Consider the following 25,946-nt stretch of genomic DNA (forward strand, 5'->3'; position numbering starts at 1 on the left):
GTTTCCATTCAAATTTTTAGGGGGTTCTCCTGTACTTTCCTTTTAGTGTCTCGAAAGCCCGCCCGGCTTCCGGCCGGCCAAAAGAAAAAAGCCGCGCGCGGCGGCTTCTCTTTCAACCCTTGTTATTCTGTTCATCAATGCTAACGGAACTTGCGGGGATTGCCTGCCGGATTATTGGTCGGAGGAAGAAAACACGGCTTTCCCGGGGATATAAAGGATCTGTCCGGGGCTGACTTCCTGATCCTCCAGCCGGTTATAAAGCTGCAGCTCCCTCGGATTGATCTCATACCGCTTGGCGATAAGATCCAGCGAGTCTTCCTTCTGAACGATGCACATCGTCACTTTCCGGAACTGCTGATCCTCTTTTTCCGCTTGGATAAAAAGCTTTTTCCACTCCAGTGCATCCGCTTTGGATTCTTCCTGACCCGCTGCGGAGGCGTATTCCCGCTCCTTTTCGGTATGGTCGTTAGAAGATGCACCGTTTGCGAAAAGCGACTGAAGACCGGAACCTCCGGACGATGGCGAATCCTGCTGCTTCTTGCTTCCGAACGCCACCTTCAGTTCCTTCGTTTCTTCCTGCGCGGCGGGCTCTTCGCCGTTAACGACCTCCAAGCTCTCCTCGGCGGGAGCGGAAGCAATCACCGGCTCTTTCTCGGGCTCGATAACTTCCGCATCGACGCTGAAAGCCGGAGACGTTTCCTCCCGCTCCGCCTGACCAGCCGCCTCCCGCTCCGCCGGGGAAGCCGGAGCATGGTTCGCCGCCTGGGCAAGCAGCTGCTGACCCGCAGCCGCAGACGGCGTGCGCTGCTCCTGCGCCTCTTCCCCGCCCGCGCTGCGATAGGAACGCTCGGACGAGAGCTGGTTCAGCGTCAGCTCGCCGAAAGAACGGTCCGCATACGAAGCGGACGAATCCGCCTGCGGCGAAGGAGACTTGGGCGCGGCCAGCCGGTCCCAAGCGCTTGGCGCCGGCCCGGACGGCGGCGCAGCCTGAACCTCGGGCTGCTCTGTCCGCGTCTCGCGCAGCCACGGATTTTCGGCCTTGTACGCGCTGCCCGGATAAACCGGAGCCTGCGGCTGGGCCGATGCCTGCGGCGGCTGCAGCTTCGCCTGCCCGTCCGCCGCAGCCGCATATTCCGTCTGCTGGCGAAGCTGGAGTTCATCGGCTTCTCCCGCAGGTTCGCTCCGCTGCTCTGCCGGAGCATTCTGAGAGACGGAAGCCGTTTCATGCACGAAAACAACCTCTTCGTCCTCTTCGCTCCAGCCTCCGGCTTCGTAAGCCATCTCCACTCCGTGCAGGGAAAGAACCCCCGTCACATTCAGGCTCCGTGAATTCAGTACGTCCACATCAAACGTTTCGATATCGACTAAAATATCCTCGATCCGCTGCACCCGGCTGAGCGGCAGCGTGATCTCCACCGGAATGGAATGCTCCAGCGAACGTTTCGTCTCCTGCTCATCCAGATAGCTTCCGTTCAGCAGCAGGCTGCCTTTCAACAAAGCTTGTTCCTGCTGGGGAATCACCTCTATGCGGGGAATCAGTTCCACATCGTCCAAATCCCGTATGTCGGCGGCTCCTTCCGCCAAATGTACGCGTTCGTAGATGTCGAATCGCAGACCGTTCTGCTCTTCCGTCAACGTTGCCATCCTCCCTTCGGTTGTCCTCTAGTAAAGCTGCGCCTTATCGCGGGACTCCGTTCTTTACTATGTATATGATAGAAGGAGGATGGCATGACTGCATTTTCGTTTTTATGCGTGCATCGCCGCAAGAAGCTCCCGGAAATCATCCGGATAAGGAGCATCGACAGCCAGTTCCTCGCCGGTGACCGGGTGATGGAGCAGCAGGCGTGCGCCGTGCAGCGCCTGCCTTCCGAAAGCGTTCATCCGCCCGCCGTACAGCGCATCCCCGAGCAGCGGGTGGCCGATGTGGCTCATATGCACGCGGATCTGGTGCGTCCGCCCGGTTTCCAGGCGAAGCTCAAGCAGGGCTGCGTCTCCGAAGCTCTCTACCGTGCGGTAATGAGTCACCGCCGCGTCTCCTCCGGGAGACACCCGGCGGCGCGCCCGGTGATGACGGTCTTTACCGATCGGGGCCGAAATCGTTCCCGCCGGAGGTGCCGGCGTTCCGCCGCAGACGGCCGCGTAAATACGCTCGATCGCTTTCTCTCGCATCGCTTCATCGAGCAGAAGATGCGGCAGCTCGTATTTCGCATACAGCACGGCTCCGCTTGTATCCTGATCCAGCCGGTGAATGTGGCGGACACCGCAGCTTTGGCCCGTGGATTCGTAATAGCCGGCCACCGCGTTCGCCAGCGTCCCTCGCTGTCCCGGCTCGGACGGATGAACCGCCCACCCCGCCGGTTTGTTGACGATGAGCAGATAATCGTCCTCGAACAAGACCTGCAGATCGGTCCATTCCCCGGGCACGGATGAAGGCTCGTCGGGGAATACCTTCAACAGTATTTTCTTCCCCTGCCGCCGGATTCCGCCTTCGCGCTCCAGCTTGCGCCACAGCTTAAGCGGAACCGGCAGTACCGCGTGGACCTCTTCCCATGTACACGTATCGCCCGGGAGCGTCAGCTCAATCCATTCCCCTTTTCTTCTGCCCGTCACGATAGCGCCCTCCCTTCCGCAGCCCGACTGCCAAAGCGGCAAGCAGCACGACAAATACGAACACGATAAAGATCAGATCAATCGGAAAATCGAAGAAATAATAGCGTTTCATATGAATATACAGCTCCGTTCGTCATCGAAAGTCTTTCCCATTTTATCATTTCCGCCTTTTAAAAGAAAACAAGCATATGCGAGCCGGAAGCACCCGTTTCCTTAACGGTACCGGCCGGCTTCTCACGGGAGCTGCGGACTGCCTCGCCCGACATGGTCTTCCAAAGTCCGTGCAGGCATAACTATTCTTCCTTGCGTCCGCACAAATACGCACAAAAAATCCCCGGTCCTGACAGACCGGGGAGGCATCATACAACAAGGCAAAACAAAGCAGAACAGTCGAATAACGCCTAAAGCCGCTTCAAAGCTTCGCGGTTCGCCTCGATCGTCGCTTCGATGTCTTCATCGGTGTGGGCAGCCGAAACGAACATGCCCTCATACTGCGACGGAGCTACCGAGACACCCAGATCCAGCAGGTGGCCGAAGTAACGGTTGAATACCGACAAATCCGACGTTTTGGCCGTCTCGTAATTGACTACCTTCTGCTCCGTAAAGAACGGGCACACCATGGAGCCGACACGGTTCAGCGTGCTCGGCACGCCGATTTCTTTGGCATTGGCCAGGAAGCCTTCCGCCAGACGGGCGGATTTGCGTTCGAGGTCCTCGTATACGCCCGGCTGACCGAGCAGCTTAAGCGTTGTATAACCCGCCGCCATCGCGAGCGGATTTCCCGACAGCGTACCCGCCTGATAGATGGGACCGCTTGGAGCGATCTGCTCCATGATGTCCTTGCGGCCGCCGTAAGCGCCGACGGGGAGCCCTCCCCCGATTACTTTGCCCAGACAAGTCAGATCCGGCGTCACGCCGAACAACCCCTGCGCACAGTTAAGATGAACGCGGAAACCGGTCATCACTTCGTCGAAAATAAGCAGGGCGCCGAATTGGGAAGTCACTTCGCGCAGTCCTTCCAGGAAACCGGGCAGAGGAGGCACGACGCCCATGTTGCCCGCAATCGGTTCGACGATGATAGCGGCGATATCCTCGCCGAATTTTTCGAACACCAGCTTGACGGTCTCCAAATCGTTGTAAGGAACCGTCAGCGTATTCTGCGCGACCGATTCCGGCACGCCCGGGCTGTCCGGCAGGCCAAGCGTCGCTACGCCCGAGCCCGCTTTGATCAGAAGCGCATCGGCGTGACCGTGATAGCTTCCCTCGAATTTTAGAATCTTGTTGCGCTTGGTGAAACCGCGGGCCAACCGCAGTGCGCTCATCGTCGCTTCCGTACCGGAATTCACCATGCGCACGATATCGATGGAAGGTACGCGTTCCGCGACCAGCTTAGCCATCTCCGTCTCGATCAGCGTCGGCGCACCGAAGCTCGTTCCTTTTTCCGCCGTCGATTTTACGGCTTCGATCACTTCGGGATGGGCATGTCCGAGAATGAGAGGCCCCCAGGAACCGATATAGTCGATATATTCGTTGCCGTCAATGTCGTACACCCGCGAGCCGCTTGCGCGCTCCATGTACATCGGAGTCAGACCAACCGATTTAAAAGCGCGGACCGGGCTGTTCACCCCTCCGGGGATCACTTGTTTAGCTTCGGCAAAAGCAGCCGCGGACTTCGTATCGTTGCGTTTGTGATTAAGTTCCATAATAGCCGGATACCTCCTGGTTTCAGTCATCAATAAGCTCATTGGGCGGTTCAGACAATCGGAACGGCAAAAATCGCCGTCCTCTGCCGCCCGCTTGACTAAAGCCGGAACGCTTCAAACGAACGAAGACGACCCGGCTCCTGCTTGTCAGTATTTTCTATTATACACGCTTCCGCACGCGATTGCTTTAAGCGGGGTACACGACCTTAGCTGCCGCCGCGTACGTTACCTTTGAGAATAGTCAGCTTCTTTGCTTCATTTCGGCAAGCGGCTTCGTTTTGGTGCGGAGCGCTGCAGACTGTGTGACTTGGACTGCGCCCTTAAGCGTCCCGTGAGGAGCCGTAAGCCTGGATTTAACCCTGGCATTAGCTTTCACTTTTGCCGCTGCCGCTTCGTCCTCGACTCTAGCTTCCGCTTAGGCCTTCGCAGCCGCCTTCGTGCCTCCCGCCGAAGCTTTTGCTGCCGCTCCGGAAGCCGCGCCGGTCAAGCGATCGGCGGCCTCGAATGCCGCCTCCCGTCCCTGCCGGATGCAGTCCGGCAGGCCCACGCCGTGGAAGCCCGCGCCCGTTACGAACACGCCCGGCATACGCTCGGCGAGATCGCTCCGCAGTTCCCGGACATGATCCAGATGGCCGACCGGATACTGGGGCATCGACCGGTACAGACGGGTCACCTCGCAGAAGAGAGGCTCCGCCGTGATGCCCATCAGTTCCGCTACGTCCTTGCGGACTTTCGCCACGATTTCTTCGTCCGTGAGATGGACCCAGTTTTCCTCGCCCGAGCGGCCGACATAGCAGCGGAGCAGGACGTGCCCTTCCGGCGCCGTATGGAGCCACTTGGTGGATGTCCAGGTGCACGCTGTGATCGAACGCCCCTCGGATCTCGGGATAAGGAAACCCGATCCGTCGAATTTGACATTCGCGTCTTTCTCCCGGTAAGCGATGACTACGTTCGCAACCGATACATAGTTGATCGCCTTCAACTTATCGACAGTCGGGTGGTCGCCTAGCAGCTCCGCGGAATGATACGTCGGCAGGGTCAAAATGACGCTGTCGGCCGTTTCCCGCTGTCCGCCCTCGTATCCGACCTCGTAGCGGTCCCCTTCCTTGCGGAGTTCCGTCACTTTCGTGCCTGTCCGGATTGCAACCCCTTCCTCCAACAGTACTTCCTCCAGCCGCTCGACTAGCGTCTGCAAGCCGTTCTTGTAGGTCAGGAAGACGGAGTTGCGGCCGGGGGCCGGCAAATTCAAAGCTTCCTGCTGGGATTTCTTTCGGTTCGACATCATGCCGTAGATTAGGCTGCGATACTGCTGTTCCATTTCGCCAAACTGCGGAAAGGTCGACTGCAGGCTGAGCGCATACGTATCGCCGGCATAAATGCCCGCCAGCAGCGGCTCGACGATCTGGTCCAGCACTTCTTTGCCCAGTCTCCTGTGAAGGAAATGGCCGAGAGATTCGTCGCTGTTGTCTTCCTTCTTGGGCAGCACGAGATCCATCATCGCGCGCGCCTTGCCTTTGGGGGAAACGAGACCCGTTCTCATAAACGGTTCGATATCCGTCGGAATGCCGAGCACCAGTCCCGCAGGCATCGGGTGCAGAGTGCCGTCCCGCAAAATGTACGTCTTCTTCGCCTCCGGGTTCGTACCGGTGAGTTCCCCTTCCAGCCCGAGTTCGCGGCTCAGCTCAATGATGGGAAGCTTCCGGGCCAGGAAAGAATCCGGGCCCTTCTCAATCACAAACCCCTCTTTACGCAGGGTATGAATTCTGCCGCCGAGTTTCTCCGCTCCTTCAACCAGGGTAACATCCGCCGCGCATCCGGTCTCCTTCAACCGCTTCTGCACGTAATAAGCGGCGGTCAGACCGGTAATGCCTCCGCCGACAACGATTACTTTACGGGCCTCGTTCATCATGCAACGTCCTTTCCGCCCGGACCGCATCTTAAGGCTGTCCGGATTATAAAATCGCAAAGAGGCGCATCCAATGTCTGCGCTCCCTGTCGTCTTTCTTTAAGCTTGCTTCGTCAATTCGCCGTACTGCTTCCATACGGCATCGCTGAGCGTCTGCATGTATAGCGGGTCCGTATTAAGCGAATCCGTGCGTTCCAAGTGCAGGCCGATTTCCTTGGCAAGCTGCTGAGCCTCGATATCCAGATCGTACAGCACTTCGAGGTGATCCGAAACGAAACCGATCGGGCACACAAGTACACGCTTCACGCCTTCCTGAGCGAGAGTCCGCAGCACATCCAGGATATCCGGGCCAAGCCACGGTGTAGCCGTTTGCCCCGCGCTCTGCCATGCAAACTGCCAGTTCGCGATACCGGCTTTGTCCGCGATAGCGCGCGAAGTTTCAAGCAGCTGCTCCGGGTACGGGTCGCCGAGCTCAAGAATTTTCTCCGGCAGACTGTGCGCCGAGAACAGGATGCGGACGGAGGAACGGTTCTCCTCTCCGAACTTGCCCAGCGCGCGCTCTACTCGCTCGGTCAGAGCTTGAAGCAGCTTCGGATGCAGATGGTAGCTGTCGACAAACGTCATGGTGATGCCGTGCTCGGCAGCTTTTTCGCGTGCGCGTTTGTTGTAGCTGCCGATGCTCATCGTCGAATAGTGAGGGGCGAGAACAATTCCCACTCCTTCGGTGATTCCGCTCTGAGCCATTTGCTCAATACCGTCTTCGATAAACGGATAGGCGTGCTTCAAGCCTTGGAAACAGACGAATTCCACGTCGTTATGTTCGGAAGCCAGCACATTTTGCAGACCTGCCACCTGGTTATCCGTGTTTTCCCGCAGCGGAAAAACACCTCCGACAATCGCTTCGTAACGGCTGGTCAGCTCATGCAGCTGTTCCGGACTCGGCTTGTTTCCCCGCCGGATATGCGTGTAGTAAGCTTCGATATCCTCCATGCTCCGGGGCGTGCCGTAAGACATCACAAGTACGCCGACTTTCTTCCTGCTCATTGTTCAGACCCCCTTGCCCGCGTTCCGCCCGGCCAGCACCTCGGCAGAATAAGCATGTATAAACTCAGTCAGTTCCTTCAATTTATCCAGGGACGCTTCAGGGAACAGGCCGTGACCCAGGTTGAAAATATAACCGGGCTCCGTGATCCCCTGATCGATAATGCGCTTCGCATGCTCCTGAATGACCGGCATCGGCGCCGTAAGCACGAATGGATCGAGATTACCCTGGACGGCAAAGCGTCCTCCCGTTCTTTTGCGTCCTTCCGGAATGGATACGCGCCAATCGAGTCCGATCACGTCCGTCTGGAGGTCTCCAAGCAGAGGAAGCAGTTCGCCCGAGCTCACGCCCGGGAAATAGATCTTCGGCTGTTCCAGATCCCCGAGTTCGCGGAAAATGCGCTGGATAGTAGGCAGGACGAACACCTGGAAATCCTCCGGTGCAAGCGCGCCGACCCACGAATCGAACAGTTGGACCGCTTTAGCGCCTGCTGCGATATGAGCCCGCAAATATGTAATGACCATGTCTCCGAGCTTATCCATCAGCGCGTGCCATACTTCCGGATTTCCGTACATGAGTTCTTTCGTGCGAATATAGCTTTTCGATGGGCGGCCTTCTATCAAGTAGCTTGCGATGGTGAAAGGCGCTCCGGCAAACGTAATGAGCGGAACCGTCAGCTCGCGGTCCAAAATCCGGATCGTTTCGATGACATGGGACAAGTCGCCTTCCACGTCGATCGGCTTCAGCTTCATCACATCTTCACGGGAACGGATCGGATTCTCGATCACCGGCCCCACGTTTTTAACAATATCGAATTGAATGCCGAGCGACGCTACGGGATTCATAATGTCGGAATACAAAATAGCCGCATCCACGCCGAGCTTCTTTACCGGCATCAACGTGACTTCAGCCGCCAGTTCCGGCTGTTCGCATATTTCAAGCAGCGAGTATTTTTCTTTAATCTTGCGGTATTCGGGATCGTAGCGTCCAGCTTGACGCATGTACCACACGGGCAGCCGATCTACTTCCTGCTTGCGGCAGGCACGAATAAAACGGTCATTAATTATCACAAGACACCTTCTCCTGACCCTGTCATGATTTGTTACCATTATGCCCTAATTATACCCCGGTCACAACCGGAACCGCGCTGCGACTTCCGACAAATGTTTGACAAAGCCGCCGTGAGCGGCCTTTCTTCCGATTTCTTTCTTCCATTCAAACCTTTTAAAGCCGGATAACCGGAGGTTCCGCTTTTTAACGAAATGCGATGAACCCTCTCCTTTTACCCGCATAAAAAATGCTCCGCAGTTTCCCGGCCGGGCTCCTGCGGAGAGAGAGGTACGAAGTGTCTCGGTTAAACGTTTTTCAGCCAGCGTGCCGCATCCTTGGCATGGTAGGTCAAAATAATATCGGCTCCCGCCCGCTTAAAGCCGAGCAGCGTTTCCAGCACGATTTCTTTTTCATTGATCCAGCCGTTCTGGGCCGCAGCCTTCACCATCGAATATTCCGCACTTACGTTGTAAGCCACGAGCGGAAGATCGAAGTTCTGCTTCAGCAGCTGCAGGATGTCCATGTACGCAAGCGCAGGCTTGACCATCAGGAAATCCGCGCCTTCCAGGACGTCACTTTCGGCTTCACGGAGAGCTTCGCGGGAGTTCGCCGAATCCATCTGGTAGGTTTTTCGGTCCCCGAACTGAGGCGCCGAATCCACCGCTTCACGGAACGGGCCGTAATAAGCGGAAGAATATTTGACCGAGTAAGCCATGATCGGCACATGTTCCAAACCTTCCGCATCCAGTCCCGCGCGGATGGCATGTACATAGCCGTCCATCATGTTGGACGGAGCGATAATGTCCGCGCCGGCCTTCGCCTGAGAAACGGCTGTTTTAACGAGCAGTTCCAGCGATTCGTCGTTGGCGATATCCGTGCAGCCCGTCTCCGGATTATGATGCACGACGCCGCAATGACCGGTATCCGTGAACTGGCACAGGCAGGTATCCGCAATAATGAGCAGATTCGGGTTGATCTTCTTAATCAGGCGCGATGCCTGCTGGACGATTCCTTCCTCGTGAAAAGCCGACGTTCCGACGGCATCTTTCGTCTCGGGAACACCGAACAGCAGAATGCCCTGGATACCCAGCTCGGAAATCTCGCGGATTTCTTCTTCCAGACGGTCCAGCGAAAAATGGTAAACTCCCGGCATGGACGGTATTTCGGATTTGATATCGTGACCGGCTTCTACGAAAACCGGCTGAATCAGATCGTTAACGGACAACGCGTTTTCACGCACGAGGTTGCGGATTGCAGCCGAACCGCGCAGACGGCGGTGCCGGACTAATGGGAAACTCATGATAACTTCCTCCTTTTAATAAATGCCGCACAAGGGAGCAGATCCGGATACTTCGCACCCGCATGCCCCTGCCGCATAAAGAAAAGTTTATTGAACTCAAGAGCCCGCAGGCTCTCCGGTTTTAACGGCCCGACCTGCAGCAATGCTTTCCACAAGGGATGAAATAGTCGCTTCCGCCGGCATATAGGCGGCCGCCAGCTCGTATTGGGCCAGCGTCGCTTCCGTCTTCGGACCTATGCAGGCGATCTCCGTGTTTTTCAACAGGGATGCGGGATCTTGGACTCCGAGCTTCTCAAGCGCTCCAATCAAATTCGTAACGGTCGAGGAACTCGTAAAAGTCGTGATGTGCAGCTGCCCTTCTTCCAGCAGCCGGACCACGTCTTCGCCGCCTTCGACCTCGGGGACATTCTCGTAAACGTCTACTTCGTTTACTTCGAGACCGAGCGAACGCAGGCCCTGCGGAAGTGCGTTGCGGGCAATGTCTGCGGTGGGAAGCAGTACGCGTTCTCCCGCTTGGACCGCTTTCCCGAGCTCCGCAAGCAGCTCGTCCGCATGGAACTCCCCGGGAATCGTCTCGACGAGCAGCCCCCGGGATTCCAGAGCTTCCGCGGTCTTAGGTCCCACTGCCGCGATCCGCACGCCGGACAGCCCGCGTATATCGAGGCGCAGCTCCCTCAGGCGGCGGAAGAAGAACTCCACTCCGTTCGTGCTCGTGAACACGACCCAATTGTAGCTGCCGAGCCCGCGGAGAGCTTCGTCCAGCAGACGCTGCGCGTCCGGGCTGCTCGGGGGCTGGAGCTTGATGACCGGAAATTCAATCGGTTCTCCTCCAAGCTCCTCGATCATCGCGACGAGCTCGCTGGCTTGGCTGCGCGCCCGCGTAACGAGCACGCGTTTGCCGAACAGCGGCTTCTTTTCGAACCAGGCCAGCTTCTTGCGCAGCTTCACCACTTCACCGATGATAATAACGGCCGGAGACTGAAAACCCGCCTCCTTCGCCTTGGCGCTAATGTCCGCCAGGGTGCCGGTCAGCGTCTGCTGCTCGGTCCACGTGCCCCAGCGGATCAGAGCGACCGGCAGGTCGGCAGGCTTCCCGTGGCGGATCAACTGCTCGCTGATCTGCTCCAGATTCGCAACGCCCATCAGGAACACAAGCGTTCCGATGCCTTTGGCCAGATGCTCCCAATCGAGCTTCGTGTAAGTTTTGTTCGGATATTCATGCCCGGTTACGATGGCGACCGAAGATGTGAAATCCCGGTGTGTGACGGGGATGCCTGCATAAGCGGGAACCGCTATGGCGGAAGTAATACCGGGAATGATTTCGAACGGAACCTCATGATCGGCCAGAAGCTCGGCTTCTTCCCCGACCCGGCCGAATACGCTCGGATCGCCGCCTTTCAAACGGGTTACGACCTTGCCCTGAAGAGCCAGATCAACGAGCAGACGGTTAATATCTTCCTGCTTCATCATATGTTTGTCCGGAAGCTTACCTACAAACACCAGCTCCGCATCCGGTTTGCGGTGTTTGAGCAGCCTCGGGCTCGCCAACCTGTCGTAGACAATCACGTCGGCCCGCTCAATCGCCTGGAGCCCTCTGACCGTAATTAACTTCGGGTCGCCGGGTCCTGCACCGACTAAAAAAACTTTCCCTCTCTCCACTCGCCCACTCCCTCTCAGCCGCTTCCATCCCCTTGCGGGAAAGGTCACCTTTTCCTTTCACGGTGGCCCTTCTGCCGCTTCTCAATCGGAAGCTTTCTCCCGCTATTTGCAATTTGTACCTCTATCCTTAAGCTGCTATTCCGCAAAATACAAGGCAGGAATCCGCTAAGCCGCTTGCAGCCGGACCGTTTTCTGAACATGAACACCAGCTCTATCGGTCAAAAGAACGGACCGCCCTTCGTTGCGGTAATATGTATTCCAGGTATCCTCTATTTGTAAAAGAAAAAGCGCGCCGGCCAAGAAGCAGCCGTCATAAAAGCCGCGGCCGGGGTTAAACACGCGCATACGGAGTTATCCGGTCCAGCCGGTAAACACCTGCCGGCAAGCCGCTAAGCTGCCGTACCGCTATTCGATCTGCAAGCTCTCGTACACTTCGGCCAGACTCCTTGCGCCCGTCGCCTTACGACCAGCCTGGCCGGGAAAACCCGTTGTTCCACCATCTGAAGCTGCCGTCACGCTATTCGATCTGGCCGCTCTCGTACGCCTCGGCCAGAATGCGGTCCGCGCCGCGGGCGATCAGCTTCTCCGCGGCTTCTATGCCGAGCGCTTCCGGATCGCTGCCCCGCAGCGTCTCCTTCAGCAGCTCGGCGCCGTCCGGCGAACCGACCATCGCCGTCAGCGACAGCTCCGTACCGCCGCCGGTACGCTCGACGGTCGCGTGCGCGCCGAGAGGCACCTGGCAGCCTCCGTTGAGCCTGCCGAGGAAACTGCGCTCGGCTCTGACCGCGAACGCCGTATCTTCATCTTGAATCTTGCTCAGCAGATTCAAGACGAATTCGTCGTCCGCCCGGCATTCGATGCACAGCGCGCCCTGCCCTACGGCAGGCACGCACACTTCGGGCGGAACATAAGCGCTGATGCGATCCTGCCAGCCGATCCGGTGCATACCGGCAGCGGCCAGTACGATCGCATCGAAGCCTTCCGATTCGAGCTTGCGCAGCCTCGAATCGATGTTGCCGCGGACCGGCTGGATGCGCAGGTCCGGACGGCTGTGCTGCAGCTGGCTGGAACGCCGCAGCGAGCTCGTGCCGACGAGCGCGCCCTGGGGCAGCTCGTCCAGCGACTTCTCGCCTTTCGTGATGAGCACATCACGCGGGTCCTGGCGCTTAGGTACCGCACCCACTGTGAGCCCTTCGGGAAGCTCGAACGGCATGTCCTTCATGCTGTGTACGGCAATGTCGATTTCTTTGTCCATCATCGCCTGCTCGATTTCTTTGACGAACAGCCCCTTGCCTCCAACCTTGGACAGCGTTACATCCAGAATCCGGTCCCCTTTGGTCACGATCTTGCGAAGTTCAAACTCGCATTCGATACCGTATTTCCGGCTCAGTTCCTTTAATTCATCGATAACCTGATTTGTTTGAGTGAGGGCCAAAGCGCTCTGACGGGTGCCCACGACGATCGTACGCATGTGTAATTCCTCCGTTTCATCTATGAAGCCTTGAAGATGTTGGCCTTTATTCCACTGTCGGGCCCGTAACCGGGTGCCGGCTCTATTGCTGATCCGCTTCCCTCCAGGCAGCGGCAAAAGTTTCTTCCGAACCCTGCGCCTGGAGCCTGTCCAGCAGGGCAGCTTTCCACGATTCGTATGTACCGGCAGCGATACGGTCCAGGACATGCCAGTGCGGTAGCAGCCGGAGCAGCTCATGCCGCAGAGGCATGTCGTCGACCCGGCGGCGGACGAGCTCTCTCAGCTCCGCCAGAAAGTCAACATAGGACTCGTACTCCGGTCCGTACCTCTCCTGCAGCTCCCGGCGTATTTTAGCCGAAAGCGCGGGACTTGCTCCGCACGTCGATACGGCCAGCGTAAGCTTGCCGCGCCTTACCACAGCCGGCACGACCAGACTTCCGCTGTCGGGCTTGTCCGCCACGCTGACCAGTTTGCCCGCCTCGTCGGCATCGGCCCGCACCTGCTCGTTGACCTGCGGATTGTCTGTCGCCGCAAAAACAATGAGATATGGAGAGAGGTCCGGATATAAGGAGGCCTCCGTTCCCGGCCTGCCCTTATCCGAACCTTCTCTATCTTGTGTGTAAGAATAACCCGCTTCTCCGTAACGCCCGCGGCGCCAGGTTATCCGGCCGGTTTCCGCCCACTCCTCGATAGCCGCGGCGGCCGACGGGCTGATCACCGTAACGAGCGCGCCCGCTTCCAGCAGGGAAGCGATTTTTCTTTCGGCAACGGCTCCGCCCCCTACAACCAGGCAGCGCTTGCCTTCGATCCGCAGCATCGCCGGATATTCCTTCATCCCCCAACCCCCGTCTGCTGCCAGTTATGAAACCCGGAAAGTACGTTGGAGAGGATAAAATTCAGCAGCACGATAACAAAAGCCGCCAAATTCCATTTCGCCAGCTTCGGACCCGACATGCTTAGCGAATGATGCTGAAACAGGTAGAAACCGTACGCGCACAGCACCAGCAGCGAATTGATGACTTTCGAGTCGAACAGCACGTTGACATTCTTTGCGATAAGCACCCATACGACTCCCAGAGCCAGCGCCAGCATGAGCAGCGGCGTTCCGATGACGACGCTCACATAGGTGTAACGTTCGATTTTTTCCAGGGAAGGGAGCCTCTTCATCGTATTCGTCCAGCTTTTCTGCTTCAACTTGCGGTGCAGGAACAGATACATGCCCGAGAAAATGGCCGAGATCGTATAAGCCGCGTAACTGCCGACAGCCAGAGATACGTGAATGAACAGCAGCTCGTCGTTGACGTTCCAGGAATCAATCATGGGAGAGACCTTGGAATCGCTGAAGAAATTTAAAGCCAGTACGGCAAGCCCGAATAAATTGACGAAAAAGACCACAAGTTCAATCCGGAAAAATCGGCTCATAATGAGCGATATCGTAACGAGCACCCAGGAAAATAAAAAGAGCGTCTCGAACATAGAGAACACCCACCGTCCCAGGTGCTCGTATAAATTGTAGCCCAAATAGGCCGTCTGCAAAACCCATACAAAAGAAAGCAGCCCCGTACCCATCCGTTTCGCACTCCGATTCGCGCGCGCAACATCAGAGAAGTAAAACAGCAGGCTCAGGGCATATAAATAAATTATCGCATCGTACAGAAAACTGCGAGTGAACACGGCATTTCTCCTTCCTCTATCTCGGAGAACCGGGAATCAGGAGCGTGCAAGCGCCGGCTGCATCGTAAATCCGCCGGTGAGCTCTTCTTTGGCATGCTTCTGGGCAGCCGTCTGGACCGCTTCCGCTTTGGCTTCTTCCAAAGCTTCGGCTTGTGCCTGCTCCGCCATAAGTTCCTCTAAAGCGAACATTTTCGTAAACATTTCAAGCGCCTCGTCGCCCTTCTTCTCCGCGGCCATTTCTTTAATGGCCAGAATCGGGTCTCTCAGCATCTGGTTGACAATGCTTTTGGTCAATTTCCGGATCACTTTCATCTCGCGCTCATCCAGATCCGGCAGCTTTTTGAACAGGCTTTCCATCGTTTCCTGATGCACCATGTTCGCTTTGGCCTGGAGAGCGTGAATAACCGGGCTCACTCCGAGCGTCTTCGTCCACTGGTCGAAAGCCGCAATCTCGGCGCCGATCATTTCCTCGATTTTGACAGCTTCTTTCTTGCGTTCCTTGAGATGGCTGTCCACGATGGCCTCCAGATCGTCGATGTCGTACAGGAAAACGTCCGGAAGATCGCTGATGTCCGGATCAAGGTCGCGCGGAACCGCAATGTCCATCATAAATAACGGACGGGACTTCCGCTTGGGCAGCACGGATTGCAGCTGCTTCTTCGTCAGCACGTAATCGCTCGAACCCGTGGACGAAATGACGATATCCGCTTCGGCCAGCCGTTCGTAAAGCTGCTCCATCGGATGAGCATGACCGTTGAACTTGCCGGCCAGCTCCAAAGCACGCTCATACGTACGGTTGACGACGTCAACGCGCTCGGCGCCGCTCGCGTACAGGTGCTTCACCGTCAGCTCGCTCATCTTGCCTGCGCCCACGATCAGAATTTTCTTGCCCTCGTAGCTTCCGAAAATCCGCTTGCCCAGTTCCACGGCGGCATAGCTGACGGAAACCGGATTTTCTCCGATCGACGTCTCCGAGTGAGCGCGTTTGGCCATCGTTACGGCCTGTTTGAACAGCGTATTAAAAATCGTTCCCGTGGCTCCAAGGCGCTGGGCTTCCAAAAATGCGTCCTTCACTTGCCCCAAAATCTGCGTTTCGCCGATAATCATCGAGTCAAGACCGCTTGCGACACGGAACAAATGCTCAATGGCCCGGTCATGTTCATATATATACAAATGGTTATTGAATTCCGTCCGCGGAATTTCAAACCACTCTTCCATAAACTTGCGAATGTAGTGCCCGCAAATGTGTACACGATCGACCACGGCGTAGATTTCAGTACGGTTGCAAGTGGCCACGACAACACATTCCAGTATGCTTTTTGTCTGCCTCAGCTCCACGAGCGCTTGCGACAACTCTTCCTGCGTAAAAGTAAACTTCTCGCGAATCGCGACGGGAGCTGTCCGGTAATTTAATCCGACGACGACAATATGCATGGGGCACACCTACCTTTCTTTGCAGCTAACAATAATTATTATAACATAGCCGATCCTCGTAACCGACAAATATTTTGACTAAATTTTGAATGCTGCCGGAAGCCGCTATGCCTAGTGTGGTCTATGTTTCTTGTAGATATACCGATTATTGGAGCAGCTTTTTTTCAAGCAGTTCCCTTAACGCTTCATCCTTTTTCGACACGGCTTCGCTTTGCGAAGTAACGACGCTCCCCGAAGAAGTCAAGAGCTTGCCGTAGGCCTCGTAGAGCTGCGCGTAGATCTTGGCGGATTCCTGCAGGACGCCCTGCTCATCCGCTTTCAGAGCGCGCTCTCCGCCGATTTGCAGCCTCAGTATGTACTGCATCAATTGCGGTAAACTGCCCAGCGTACGAAGCTTCTCGCTTCCTTCCGCAAGTACGAGTCTCTCGTGCGTATAACTGGCCGTGTACAGGGCCTGCTTAAGCGAATCGAGTTCCCGCGTATCGGACGAACGTGCGGCGTCCTGCAGAAAACGGTTCAGCAGCTCGATTTGAAACAAAGAAACCTGGAACAAAAGACGCTCCGCATCCGGCTTATTCGAGCCTTTCGTCACATAGCCATACAAGCTGGTAAGCGGCCAGGCAACCAGCCCGGCTGCCAGCACAAACAGGATGATCTTCGATTTGATCCGGCTTCGCACGGCACCTCTCTCCTTCCGGGGTCCGGTAAAGAAGACCCGTACCATTGTATGAGAGGCCTGACAAACAAATAACCACGGAATGCGGACTCCGTGGTTACCTTACTTATATAAAATCTTTTCTAGTATACTAAAACAACGAACTTACTTAGCCAATACGGCTTGCTTGATTTCCGGCGTTTCGACTTCAAACTCGCCCATTCCGCGAACCAGTTTCTTGGCATAGACCTTCTCCGGCTTAAGCAGCGAGATCATGTGGTCGATAGCCAATTGAGGATCTACCGTTTCACCGCAAGTGTAGCAATCCAGCGCGGCAAAACCTCTCTCAGGATACGTATGAATGGAAAGATGACTCTCAGACAGCAGTACTAGTACTGTGGCACCTTGTGGCTCAAATTGCTTGGACTGAACAGACATGACCGTTGCTCCACACGCTTCAGCTGCGTCTACCATTTGGGCTTGCAGCCACTCTGCATTGTTCAAAAGTTCAAAATCTACTCCCCAAGTATCTACAGCAACGTGTCTTCCGAAAGTTGAATATTCCATCTTCCGGTTCCCCCTTCCTAGGAATAAAATTGTTCTCGCATTTCATCCGCTAGGACCTACGTCATTCACTTCCCGAGGGAATAATCTCTCGCAACATTCAATGTCCTGAGTGAATCCTGGTTCCTATATTGTTTTCAACGAGATTAAAAATAACATCTATTGAACAGAAATGCAATAGTTTTTTTCATATTCGCAAGATTCATTTTTTAAATGCCCTGCTTGCAATTCTGTTCGTAATACACTATGTAGCGCCCCCCCGCTTCGTGTGTGCCGAAGTGAGTCGGACAAATCCATTTTTTTCTTTACAAAAAAATAAAAAAGAGCCTGTGGACAGGCTCTCCGCTTCTGTATATAGAGCTTAACTTGCACGTAAAATAGTATGCTTGCTGCCGGTTTGAGCCGCTTCTACGCCTCGAGTACGAACAGACGGCGGGTCAGCATTTTCAGACGGCCGTCGATATCGAGCTTGAGCGAAGGACAGGGAACTTCGTTGCGCATATCCAGCAGATGGTTAATCTGATCCTGGATCATGCCGATTTCCCTTTCGATCTCCGTCCGGCGGAAAAGGTTCTCCAGCTGGCCGAGCGTATCGTGATACTCATAGACGACGTTCGTATGCTGGCCTTTGATCTCGACGATTTTGACGACTTTCCCGTTCTCATAGGTGTACATCATCACAAACGTAGCATATATCCGCTTAACGATGGCTGAACCCTTGAATTCGGCTATCGCCTTACGCATAAGATTAGTCAAACGCAGACTCGTTACACGGCAGGATCCTGAGCTAATATACTGCTTACCGACGCGTTCAAACGAAAGAACGATCTCTTCTCCCGCCTCTTCCTGAAAGACAAACTCCTGGTTTCCGTTCTCGATGACTTTGACCTGAGCCGTGATTTGCTGATCGGCAAACATTTGGACAAATTTGGACATTTCGGCTTCCGTTAATTGCAGGCGGGTTTTGACATATTCAGTCGCTAACCTCTGTGCCATGGAAATCCCTCAATTCTATTTTTTCAACGCCTTTGATCTTGCCTACTTCATATTATACTACATCAAGACTTAATATTCCTGCGTACGATACATGAAAATCCGGCGAAAACAGCAAAAAACGCTCTCCTGCCTGAAAAAAATGGCTATCAGCACCGTAAAGTCTCCAATTGCCTTGAAAACTCATCGCTTTCCATACAAAGTTCTCAAAATAGTCTTCCATACGGCTGTTTACCCCCTCATGCTTCCGATTAAACAGAAAAAAGCGCGGAATCCGCGCTTTTCACTTCTCGGCCGTTATCGACCATTGGTCAGAACTTTAATTTTTCAGCTGCCGGTATTTAAGGAACGAATACAAGGTCGGGACGAGCACGCTCGCCAAAATAACGACTAGACCGAACCAGGCGGGAACGACCGACGGGAACAGCGACACACCGATAAACACGACTCCCGCCAGCACCCAGATGGGACCCGCCATCCGGTGGGTCCGGCGCCATACTTCCTCGTCGGCCAGCGTCCAGGGAGTGCGTATCCCGAATGTATAGTTGGGGCGCGCACGTCCCATATAGTTGCCGATAACCACCCAAAGAGCGCCTACGCCAAGCGGAACCCAGAAATTGATGGGTACATCGTATCCAAGATTAGTCAGCAGGGTGATGAAGAAAACACCGCTTAATAAAATCGTGATTAAAATTCGGAAAAGATCGTAAAATCCTTGGAATTTCTCGTAATTCGTACGTTTCGGATCAAGGGAAGGCGACCACTTCATCAGCAGAGGCAAAGCCAAGTTGAGGGTGGACATCAGAATCAGGAACGACCCTTTGCTCTGATATCCGTTGGCTTCACCGCCCGTTCCGAAGTGGACCGCCATTTGCTCGGGCAATTTGTCGTAGACCCCTATGGCGTAAAGAATGGGTGCGGCGGCAATGATAAGCAGCAAAGTGTCTTTCCACGTCCATCTCGGTGTTTTACGAACCGCGTTTGTCATGTTGAGTTCCTCCTTCGTCTTTATGCGTAAAATCCATCAACCATCCCAGAGCATCCTGGATAACGGTCGTGTTCAGCGAATAGATGATGCTTTGCCCTTTGCGTTCGTCGAGTACCAGCTTAGCCTGTTTCATGACGCTCAGGTGATGGGAGATACTCGGTTTGGACATTTGAAAATGGTCGGCGATTTCGCCCGCGGATAAATCACTTTCCTTAAGCAGTTTCAGGATTTGTCTCCGCGTCGGGTCCGACAAGGCTTTAAAGGTATCGTTCACCACCCTCACCTCCTCATGAAAACTTGTTTGAATAACCGTTTGAAAAAAGGGATTTCACACGGACAGCAGCTTCCGAGTTACAAGAACAGCTGCCAGCCGGTCGCCGGTACCGTCGTTCGACGAAAGCGGCGATGGTTTCGGCCTGGGCCAGCGATTTTTTTGGCGGCTGTCGCTGCGGCCAGGTTGAGCAGGGGCTCATCGAGCGGGCCATCGCCAGCCCTTACCACATCGGTGCAGCCTGGTGTATAGCACGCTACCCCTGGTTCCGGATGACGCACGAGCAGCGGGCGCCCTTTATCTGCGGGTTGCCTATTCTTTATTAAACTTAATTAGATATTTAGATAAATGTCTAATTAAAGGATACAAGATTTCCCTCTTTCCGTCAAGAGACCGCTCCGCCCTTCTTTTCCCTCACCCGGCGGACAGAAAAAAACCGTCTCCGTAATGAGACGGTTTCCGCCCTGCAGCCGCGGGCTAAGGAGAGACCGCGGTTATTATTCCTCCGAAGGAGCCGATTCCGGCAAAGCTTCGCTATCCGGCTCCTGCTGTCCCCAGCCGATAGCGGACTCCAGGACTTCCCACAATTCGTCCTTCCCCATTCCCGTTTCAGACGAGAAAATGATAAAAGGACCCGAGCGGTCAAACTCCAGATCGTCTTTGATGATCTTGGCGTGCTTCTGCCATTTGCCTTTGGGCACCTTGTCCGCTTTAGTCGCGACGACAATAACCGGCACGTCCATATGCTTGAGCCAAGTATACATGGCCTGGTCGTCCTTGGACGGCGGATGACGCAGATCGACCAGCTGCATGACCGCTTTCAGCGGTTCCCGCTTCAGCAGGTAATTTTCGATAAACTTGCCCCATTCGGCACGTTTCGTTTTGGAAACTTTAGCATAGCCGTAACCGGGAAGATCGACAAAATATAAGTCATCATTAATGCGGTAATAATTGAGGGTTTGCGTTTTGCCCGGCTGGGAACTTGTCCTGGCCAGATTTTTACGGGAAATCATGCGGTTGATGAGCGAAGACTTACCCACGTTGGAACGCCCTGCCAGAGCAATCTCCGGCAAGGCATCCTCAGGGTATTGTCCCGGTCCCACCGCACTGATAATAAATTCAGCCTGGTTGACCTTCATGTTTCACACTCTTTTCATCGATATGCGCCCGGTCTCCGCTTCCGGCAGACAGAAAGCTCTCCGAACGGCTTAAGCCTTCAGATCCACTTCCTTGACGAGCGCGTGTTCCAATACCTGGTCCATATGAGCGACCGGAACAAACGTAAGATCGTTGCGGACGCTTTCGGGAATATCCCGGATGTCTTTCTCGTTGTCCTTCGGCAGGATGATGGTGCGGATTCCCGCACGATGTGCGGCCAGCGCCTTCTCCTTCAGTCCTCCGATAGCCAGGACACGGCCGCGCAGCGTAATCTCGCCGGTCATCGCCACTCGGCTGGACACGGGGATGTTCGTCAGCGCGGAGATCAGTGCCGTTCCCATCGTGATTCCTGCCGACGGTCCGTCTTTGGGGATCGCGCCTTCCGGGATATGAATATGGATATCATTCTTCTCATGGAAATCCGGCGCGATCTTGAGCTGCTCCGCTCTGGAGCGGGTGTAGCTGAATGCCGCCTGGGCGGATTCCTTCATCACGTCGCCGAGCTTGCCCGTCAGCGTCAGTTTGCCGCTGCCCGGCATGACCGTGACTTCGATGACCAGCGTATCGCCGCCCACTTCCGTCCAGGCAAGACCCGTGACCGCACCGATCTGGTCCTGCTCTTCCGCCATATTATAGCGGAATTTGGGCGGACCGAGGTCTTCTTTGACGGTGTCCACCGTAACCTCGACTGTCCGGCCGGGTTCGGAGACGATCTTCTTGGCGGCCTTGCGGCAGATCGCGGCAAGCTGCTGTTCCAGGTTGCGGACACCCGCTTCGCGGGTATATTCGCGGATCACCTGGAGAAGAGCGTCGCGGTTCATCACCATCTGGCCGTCTTCGAGCCCGTGATCGCGCTTTTGCTTAGGCAGCAGGTAGCTATCCGCGATTTCAAGCTTCTCGATTTCCGTGTAGCCCGGAAGGTACAGAACTTCCATCCGGTCGAGCAAAGGCCGCGGAATGTTGTGCAGCGCGTTGGCCGTCGTAATGAACATCACGTTAGAAAGATCAAACGGCACTTCGATGAAGTGGTCGCTGAACGTATTGTTCTGTTCCGGATCGAGCACTTCAAGAAGCGCGGCGGCCGGGTCTCCGCGGAAATCCATCGCCATTTTGTCGATTTCATCGAGCAGGAACACCGGATTCACGCTGCCGGCCGTCTTCATGGCCTGAATAATCCGGCCCGGCATAGCCCCGACATACGTGCGGCGGTGTCCGCGGATCTCGGCCTCATCGCGTACCCCGCCAAGCGATATGCGGACGAACTCGCGGTTCATCGATTTCGCGATCGAACGGGCAATGGACGTTTTACCTACTCCAGGAGGACCCGAGAGACAGAGGATAGGCCCTTTCAGCTTCTTGACCAGCTTCTGGACCGCCAAATATTCCAGCACGCGTTCTTTCGGTTTTTCCAGTCCGTAATGATCGGCGTTCAAAATTTCTTCCGCTTTATGAATATCCAGATCGTCTTCCGTCCTCTTGGTCCACGGGAGAGCGAGCAGCCAGTCGATATAATTGCGGATGACGCTGCCTTCCGCCGATGTGGAAGGCATCTTCTCGAGACGGTCGATTTCCTTCTCGATTTTTTCCTGAACGTTCTCGGGCACTTCCGAGGCGGCAAGCTGGCTGCGGAGCTCTTCGATCTCCCCGGCCCGGCCTTCCTTATCGCCCAGTTCCTTCTGAATCGCCTTCATTTGTTCCCGCAGATAGTATTCCTTCTGAGTCTTCTCCATCTGCTTCTTCACGCGCTGGCTGATTTTGCGTTCCAGTTCAAGCACTTCGCGTTCGTTATTCAAAATACTAAGCAGCTTCTCCAGACGGCTTCGCACGTCCACCGTTTCGAGAATGTCCTGCTTATCTTTGATTTTAAGGGAAAGATGGCTGCAGATGACATCGGCAAGTCGCCCCGGCTCGTCAATGTCGGATACCGCCGCCAATGTTTCCGGCGTTACTTTCTTGGACAGCGTAATATAGTGCTCGAACTGATTGAGCACCGTACGCATCAGCGCGTCGATTTCGGCGTCGTTCACTTCTTCTTCGGGAAGCTCTTTCGCGTTGACTTCATAAAACTCGTCATTGGCGATATACTCCGCGATTTCCGCCCGGATGACTCCTTCTACAAGTACCCGAATCGTTCCGTTCGGAAGCTTGAGCATTTGACGCACTTTCGATATGGTACCCACCCGGTAAATATCTTCCTTGGCGGGTTCTTCTATATTCACTTCGGCCTGGGAACAGAGCAGGATCATACTGTCTTCGATCATTGCTTTTTCCAAGGCTTTGACCGACTTCTCCCGGCCTACGTCCAGATGCAATACCATGCTCGGATATACGAGCAGTCCCCTGAGAGGCAATAACGGCAGGCGGCGTATCCGCGTTTTATTAGGCCCCATGTTCCGACACCTCCACTTTTTTACAGGTGGGCTAATGCTGTAGATAACATTTTAACAAAATTGTCTGCAAAACACCAATTGGGCACAAATCGGCCCCCGGAAAGGAATTTCTCCCTGCCGAAAGCCGCTTCTGCCCGGAGACGGAATTTTACGATTTGGCGGATTCCGATCCGTCGGTCGGTCCCGCGTGCAGGAACGGCATCGTGCCCGTCATCATCTGCTCTCCCGCCGCAGGCATCGGAATGACATTGCTGACGATCTGCAGGCCGAGGGCAAGCGAAAGCACTTCTTCGACCGATTCCACCGCAATGACCTCGACACCCGGCAGCTCCGCGAAAAGCTCCTGCCAGTTCTCCTTCGGAATAAGCACGCGCGTCGCACCCGCCTGGAAGGCGGCTTCCACTTTGGCGACTACGCCGCCCACCGGCTTCACTTTCCCGTGTATGCTCATCTCGCCGGTCATGGCGAGCTTGTTATCCACGGGAATCTGGTGAAGGGCCGATGCGATCGCCGTAGCCATGGAGATTCCGGCCGACGGTCCGTCAATCGGCGTGCCGCCGGGGAAGTTGATGTGCAGGTCGTAGTCCGATGTGCGCAGGCCCATCCGTTTCAAGACCGTCAGCACATTCTCCACGGAGCCGCGGGCCATGCTTTTGCGGCGCAGCGTGCGGGCACCGCCGCCCATCTCTTCCTCGTCGACGACTCCGGTGATGTTAAACGAACCGCTACCCGGTCGGGCGGCGGGAATTGCGATGACTTCCAGCTCCAATAGCGTGCCCAAATTCGGACCGTACACCGCAAGCCCGTTAACAAAGCCGATCTGCGGCTCCGAAGGGATTTTGCGCTCCGGTCTGGGCTGGATCTGGGAGCTGTTGACGACCCACTCGATATCGGCCGCGGTCACTTCTTCGCGCTTGTCCGTCAGAGCCAGTCCGGCCGCGAGCTGTATCACATTGACCGCTTCGCGGCCGTTAGTGGCATAGCGTTTGACGACATCGATGGCCGATTCATTCGCCGGGAACCCGATTTTGGCCAGCGCATTGGCCGCAATCTCGCCGATTTCCTCCGGAAGGAGCGGACGGAAGAAGATTTCCATACAGCGGGAGCGGATAGCCGGAGGGATTTCATTCGGCGTGCGCGTCGTTGCTCCGACGAGACGAAAGTCCGCAGGCAGCCCGTTTTGAAAAATATCATGGATAAAGTTCGGAATGTTGTTGTCTTCCGAATTGTAATAGGCGCTTTCCAGGAACACTTTGCGGTCTTCCAGCACCTTGAGCAATTTATTCATCTGGATCGGATGCAGTTCCCCGATTTCGTCAATAAACAGGATACCGCCGTGAGCCTTCGTAACGGCACCCGGCTTCGGCTGCGGAATTCCGGCAACGCCCATCGCACCGGCGCCCTGGTAAATCGGATCGTGAACGGAGCCGATCAGCGGATCGGCAATCCCCCGCTCGTCGAAACGGGCCGTGGTCGCGTCGATTTCCGTGAATTTCGCTTCATTGCGAAACGGCGATTGCGGATTTTTCTTCGCTTCTTCCAGAACGACCCGGGCAGCAGCCGTCTTCCCCACACCAGGAGGGCCGTAAATCAGCACATGCTGGGGATTGGGACCGCACAGAGCGGCTTTTAACGCCTTTAGCCCTTCCTTCTGCCCGACGATATCCTGCATGCTGGAAGGTCTTGTTTTTTCCGCCAAAGGCTTAGTGAGCGAGACGGATCGGAGCTTTCTTAGCTTCTCCAGCTCTTTCTTCGATTCTCTATCGATGGCAGACCGGTTGGTCTGCTGGTTGCGCAGCAAATTCCAGAAGTACATCCCGATGACAACGGCAAAAAACACCTGAATCAACATTAAAATCATACTAAAGCTCATATCCATTTTACCTTCAGTCCTTTCCGGTCCGATCTCATACATGGCAGTATTCCCCTCCTGTGACGGAATAATCATGCCGTTCAAATGTTTTCTCCGCGAATAGTGAATGAGAGGACTGCCGGCGTAGAAAGCTACCCGTATAACTTTTCCGGAAAGGATGGACCGGATGTTTACCAAACGCTTACTAACGGGCATCTGCCTGGCCGCTTGTATGACCGCCCTTTCTTTGTTGGCCATGGCTTGCGGAACGCCAAACCGGCTTGCCGAAACCAAGCATAACAGCGATACCGCCGCGCAGGCATCCAAGCTTGCAGCCGACGCCAAAAAATCGCTTACTACGGGAAAAGCTCATGCGGAATCGCTGCCCGGCATAGGGGCAAGACCGGCACCAACGCCAGACACCGGCCATTTCACGGTTCCACCAAAAGACGCTTCCAGAACCAACAGTCATATAAATCCGCCGGATGTTCTGATCGATGTCGGACACGGCGGGATTGACGGCGGGGCCGTTCACGGCACCCTGCTCGAAAAAGACATCAACTTGGCTGTAGCCAAACAGACTTATCAATTGCTCACGAAAGCGGGCTACCGGGTCGTTTTGAACCGGGACAAGGACTATGCTCTGAGCGACGACAACAAATGGCTCAATAACCGCAGCCGGCATATCCGGGACCTCGCCCAGCGGATGCAGATGGCAAACGACCTTAAACCGAAGCTGCTCATTTCGCTGCATGTGAATTCTTCTTTCATCCGTTCCAAAAAAGGCCCTTATGTGCTGCATCAAAACAGCGCGGGTTCTCTTTTTCTCGCCACTCAGATTCAAGAGCGCTTGAATGCCATTTCCGGAACCCGGCATCTTCCTATTCACGGCAAAACGTATTACCTTCTTAAAAGGGCCCAGAGCCCGTCCGTCATCGTAGAGGTCGGATTTATTACGAATGCGGAGGACCGGACACGGATGACGAGTGCCGAAGGCCGGCAAAAGATCGCAGCGGCGATCCGGGATGCCGTTGCCGCTTATCTCGCACATGGGGATTTGGGTCCCGGACCTGACGGCAAATCGGGCAACGCTCCTTCACCGGTAAAATGAAAGGCAGCTTCTTAGCTTGCCAAAGAAATCGGCTTTGAGGCTAAGGGGGCGAAAGGATTCCGGCAAGTGCAAGCATCAAGCTCCAGCTTGTACGGCGGTAAGGATTAAGCTCCCG

Annotated in this window: 23 protein-coding genes; 1 reads left to right on the forward strand and 22 read right to left on the reverse strand. The window is 55.3% G+C overall.

The window, feature by feature from the left end; genetic code table 11:
• Nucleotides 1-171: 171 nt before the first annotated feature.
• The 22 genes from AC58P5_RS08605 to lonB all read right to left on the reverse strand — a co-directional run bounded on the left by AC58P5_RS08605 (nucleotide 172) and on the right by lonB (nucleotide 24,741).
• Nucleotides 172-1,644, reverse strand: a complete 1,473-nt coding sequence (locus AC58P5_RS08605; RefSeq protein ID WP_497385739.1) for a LysM peptidoglycan-binding domain-containing protein — start codon at nucleotides 1,642-1,644, stop codon at nucleotides 172-174.
• Between the two features lie 102 nt (nucleotides 1,645-1,746).
• Entirely contained in the window at nucleotides 1,747-2,610 is an 864-nt protein-coding gene (locus tag AC58P5_RS08610) for an RluA family pseudouridine synthase (RefSeq protein ID WP_497385740.1), read from the reverse strand.
• Nucleotides 2,579-2,722 (reverse strand): hypothetical protein, encoded by a 144-nt coding sequence (locus AC58P5_RS08615; protein ID WP_497385741.1) that lies wholly within the window; start codon nucleotides 2,720-2,722, stop codon nucleotides 2,579-2,581. Before AC58P5_RS08615 ends, AC58P5_RS08610 begins: the two co-directional genes overlap by 32 nt.
• 289 nt (nucleotides 2,723-3,011) lie before the next feature.
• Nucleotides 3,012-4,313: a glutamate-1-semialdehyde 2,1-aminomutase gene (hemL, locus tag AC58P5_RS08620; protein WP_497385742.1), complete on the reverse strand. Its 1,302-nt coding sequence runs from the start codon at nucleotides 4,311-4,313 to the stop codon at nucleotides 3,012-3,014.
• Nucleotides 4,314-4,728: 415 nt separating this feature from the next.
• Entirely contained in the window at nucleotides 4,729-6,222 is a 1,494-nt protein-coding gene (hemY, locus tag AC58P5_RS08625; protein ID WP_497385743.1) for a protoporphyrinogen oxidase, read from the reverse strand.
• Nucleotides 6,223-6,318: 96 nt separating this feature from the next.
• The gene (gene hemH, locus AC58P5_RS08630) at nucleotides 6,319-7,263 is read right to left on the reverse strand and encodes a ferrochelatase (protein WP_497385744.1); all 945 of its coding nucleotides are present in this window, start codon (nucleotides 7,261-7,263) and stop codon (nucleotides 6,319-6,321) included.
• A gap of 3 nt (nucleotides 7,264-7,266) precedes the next feature.
• Nucleotides 7,267-8,331: a uroporphyrinogen decarboxylase gene (gene hemE / locus AC58P5_RS08635; RefSeq protein WP_497385745.1), complete on the reverse strand. Its 1,065-nt coding sequence runs from the start codon at nucleotides 8,329-8,331 to the stop codon at nucleotides 7,267-7,269.
• Nucleotides 8,332-8,615: 284 nt separating this feature from the next.
• The gene (gene hemB, locus AC58P5_RS08640; protein ID WP_497385746.1) at nucleotides 8,616-9,611 is read right to left on the reverse strand and encodes a porphobilinogen synthase; all 996 of its coding nucleotides are present in this window, start codon (nucleotides 9,609-9,611) and stop codon (nucleotides 8,616-8,618) included.
• Between the two features lie 96 nt (nucleotides 9,612-9,707).
• On the reverse strand, nucleotides 9,708-11,270 hold the full coding sequence (gene cobA, locus AC58P5_RS08645) for a uroporphyrinogen-III C-methyltransferase (RefSeq protein ID WP_497385747.1): 1,563 nt from the start codon (nucleotides 11,268-11,270) through the stop codon (nucleotides 9,708-9,710).
• 517 nt (nucleotides 11,271-11,787) lie between these two features.
• Nucleotides 11,788-12,741: a hydroxymethylbilane synthase gene (gene hemC / locus AC58P5_RS08650; RefSeq protein ID WP_497385748.1), complete on the reverse strand. Its 954-nt coding sequence runs from the start codon at nucleotides 12,739-12,741 to the stop codon at nucleotides 11,788-11,790.
• Nucleotides 12,742-12,823: 82 nt separating this feature from the next.
• Nucleotides 12,824-13,576, reverse strand: coding sequence for a precorrin-2 dehydrogenase/sirohydrochlorin ferrochelatase family protein (locus AC58P5_RS08655; protein ID WP_497385749.1), 753 nt, complete (start codon nucleotides 13,574-13,576; stop codon nucleotides 12,824-12,826).
• On the reverse strand, nucleotides 13,573-14,415 hold the full coding sequence (locus AC58P5_RS08660; protein WP_497385750.1) for a cytochrome c biogenesis protein: 843 nt from the start codon (nucleotides 14,413-14,415) through the stop codon (nucleotides 13,573-13,575). The genes AC58P5_RS08655 and AC58P5_RS08660 overlap by 4 nt, the downstream gene beginning before the upstream one ends.
• Nucleotides 14,416-14,451: 36 nt before the next feature.
• Nucleotides 14,452-15,849: a glutamyl-tRNA reductase gene (hemA, locus tag AC58P5_RS08665; RefSeq protein WP_497385751.1), complete on the reverse strand. Its 1,398-nt coding sequence runs from the start codon at nucleotides 15,847-15,849 to the stop codon at nucleotides 14,452-14,454.
• 145 nt (nucleotides 15,850-15,994) lie between these two features.
• Entirely contained in the window at nucleotides 15,995-16,528 is a 534-nt protein-coding gene (locus AC58P5_RS08670; protein WP_497385752.1) for a hypothetical protein, read from the reverse strand.
• A 141-nt stretch (nucleotides 16,529-16,669) separates the two neighbouring features.
• A complete protein-coding gene (gene speD / locus AC58P5_RS08675) occupies nucleotides 16,670-17,071 on the reverse strand; it encodes an adenosylmethionine decarboxylase (RefSeq protein WP_016423520.1) in 402 nt (133 codons plus the stop codon).
• Between the two features lie 405 nt (nucleotides 17,072-17,476).
• Nucleotides 17,477-18,064, reverse strand: coding sequence for a non-ribosomal peptide synthetase module (locus tag AC58P5_RS08680; RefSeq protein ID WP_497385753.1), 588 nt, complete (start codon nucleotides 18,062-18,064; stop codon nucleotides 17,477-17,479).
• A gap of 52 nt (nucleotides 18,065-18,116) precedes the next feature.
• Entirely contained in the window at nucleotides 18,117-18,284 is a 168-nt protein-coding gene (locus tag AC58P5_RS08685; protein WP_497385754.1) for a hypothetical protein, read from the reverse strand.
• Between the two features lie 96 nt (nucleotides 18,285-18,380).
• On the reverse strand, nucleotides 18,381-19,049 hold the full coding sequence (locus AC58P5_RS08690) for an SdpI family protein (protein ID WP_497385755.1): 669 nt from the start codon (nucleotides 19,047-19,049) through the stop codon (nucleotides 18,381-18,383).
• A complete protein-coding gene (locus AC58P5_RS08695) occupies nucleotides 19,030-19,323 on the reverse strand; it encodes an autorepressor SdpR family transcription factor (RefSeq protein WP_497385756.1) in 294 nt (97 codons plus the stop codon). The genes AC58P5_RS08690 and AC58P5_RS08695 overlap by 20 nt, the downstream gene beginning before the upstream one ends.
• 494 nt (nucleotides 19,324-19,817) lie before the next feature.
• Complete coding sequence (gene yihA / locus AC58P5_RS08700) at nucleotides 19,818-20,459, reverse strand: ribosome biogenesis GTP-binding protein YihA/YsxC (protein WP_497385757.1); 642 nt, start codon at nucleotides 20,457-20,459, stop codon at nucleotides 19,818-19,820.
• 69 nt (nucleotides 20,460-20,528) lie between these two features.
• Nucleotides 20,529-22,868: an endopeptidase La gene (lon, locus tag AC58P5_RS08705; protein ID WP_497385758.1), complete on the reverse strand. Its 2,340-nt coding sequence runs from the start codon at nucleotides 22,866-22,868 to the stop codon at nucleotides 20,529-20,531.
• A gap of 148 nt (nucleotides 22,869-23,016) precedes the next feature.
• Entirely contained in the window at nucleotides 23,017-24,741 is a 1,725-nt protein-coding gene (gene lonB / locus AC58P5_RS08710; RefSeq protein ID WP_497386048.1) for an ATP-dependent protease LonB, read from the reverse strand.
• Between the two features lie 166 nt (nucleotides 24,742-24,907).
• Between lonB and AC58P5_RS08715 the strand changes: the two genes are divergently transcribed.
• On the forward strand, nucleotides 24,908-25,831 hold the full coding sequence (locus tag AC58P5_RS08715; protein ID WP_497385759.1) for an N-acetylmuramoyl-L-alanine amidase: 924 nt from the start codon (nucleotides 24,908-24,910) through the stop codon (nucleotides 25,829-25,831).
• The last annotated feature ends 115 nt before the right edge of the window (nucleotides 25,832-25,946 follow it).

It is taken from the genome of Paenibacillus sp. JT31N7, from assembly GCF_059692095.1.

What these genes read in the sequence shown, in the direction of transcription:
- AC58P5_RS08605 (WP_497385739.1), bottom strand. Translation starts at nt 1,644, where the DNA reads ATGGCAACGTTGACGGAAGAGCAGAACGGTCTGCGATTCGACATCTAC.
- AC58P5_RS08615 (WP_497385741.1), bottom strand. Translation starts at nt 2,722, where the DNA reads ATGAAACGCTATTATTTCTTCGATTTTCCGATTGATCTGATCTTTATC.
- hemL (WP_497385742.1), bottom strand. Translation starts at nt 4,313, where the DNA reads ATGGAACTTAATCACAAACGCAACGATACGAAGTCCGCGGCTGCTTTT.
- hemY (WP_497385743.1), bottom strand. Translation starts at nt 6,222, where the DNA reads ATGATGAACGAGGCCCGTAAAGTAATCGTTGTCGGCGGAGGCATTACC.
- hemH (WP_497385744.1), bottom strand. Translation starts at nt 7,263, where the DNA reads ATGAGCAGGAAGAAAGTCGGCGTACTTGTGATGTCTTACGGCACGCCC.
- hemB (WP_497385746.1), bottom strand. Translation starts at nt 9,611, where the DNA reads ATGAGTTTCCCATTAGTCCGGCACCGCCGTCTGCGCGGTTCGGCTGCA.
- hemC (WP_497385748.1), bottom strand. Translation starts at nt 12,741, where the DNA reads ATGCGTACGATCGTCGTGGGCACCCGTCAGAGCGCTTTGGCCCTCACT.
- AC58P5_RS08655 (WP_497385749.1), bottom strand. Translation starts at nt 13,576, where the DNA reads ATGAAGGAATATCCGGCGATGCTGCGGATCGAAGGCAAGCGCTGCCTG.
- hemA (WP_497385751.1), bottom strand. Translation starts at nt 15,849, where the DNA reads ATGCATATTGTCGTCGTCGGATTAAATTACCGGACAGCTCCCGTCGCG.
- speD (WP_016423520.1), bottom strand. Translation starts at nt 17,071, where the DNA reads ATGGAATATTCAACTTTCGGAAGACACGTTGCTGTAGATACTTGGGGA.
- AC58P5_RS08680 (WP_497385753.1), bottom strand. Translation starts at nt 18,064, where the DNA reads ATGGCACAGAGGTTAGCGACTGAATATGTCAAAACCCGCCTGCAATTA.
- AC58P5_RS08685 (WP_497385754.1), bottom strand. Translation starts at nt 18,284, where the DNA reads ATGGAAGACTATTTTGAGAACTTTGTATGGAAAGCGATGAGTTTTCAA.
- AC58P5_RS08690 (WP_497385755.1), bottom strand. Translation starts at nt 19,049, where the DNA reads ATGACAAACGCGGTTCGTAAAACACCGAGATGGACGTGGAAAGACACT.
- yihA (WP_497385757.1), bottom strand. Translation starts at nt 20,459, where the DNA reads ATGAAGGTCAACCAGGCTGAATTTATTATCAGTGCGGTGGGACCGGGA.
- lon (WP_497385758.1), bottom strand. Translation starts at nt 22,868, where the DNA reads ATGGGGCCTAATAAAACGCGGATACGCCGCCTGCCGTTATTGCCTCTC.
- lonB (WP_497386048.1), bottom strand. Translation starts at nt 24,741, where the DNA reads ATGAGCTTTAGTATGATTTTAATGTTGATTCAGGTGTTTTTTGCCGTT.
- AC58P5_RS08715 (WP_497385759.1), top strand. Translation starts at nt 24,908, where the DNA reads ATGTTTACCAAACGCTTACTAACGGGCATCTGCCTGGCCGCTTGTATG.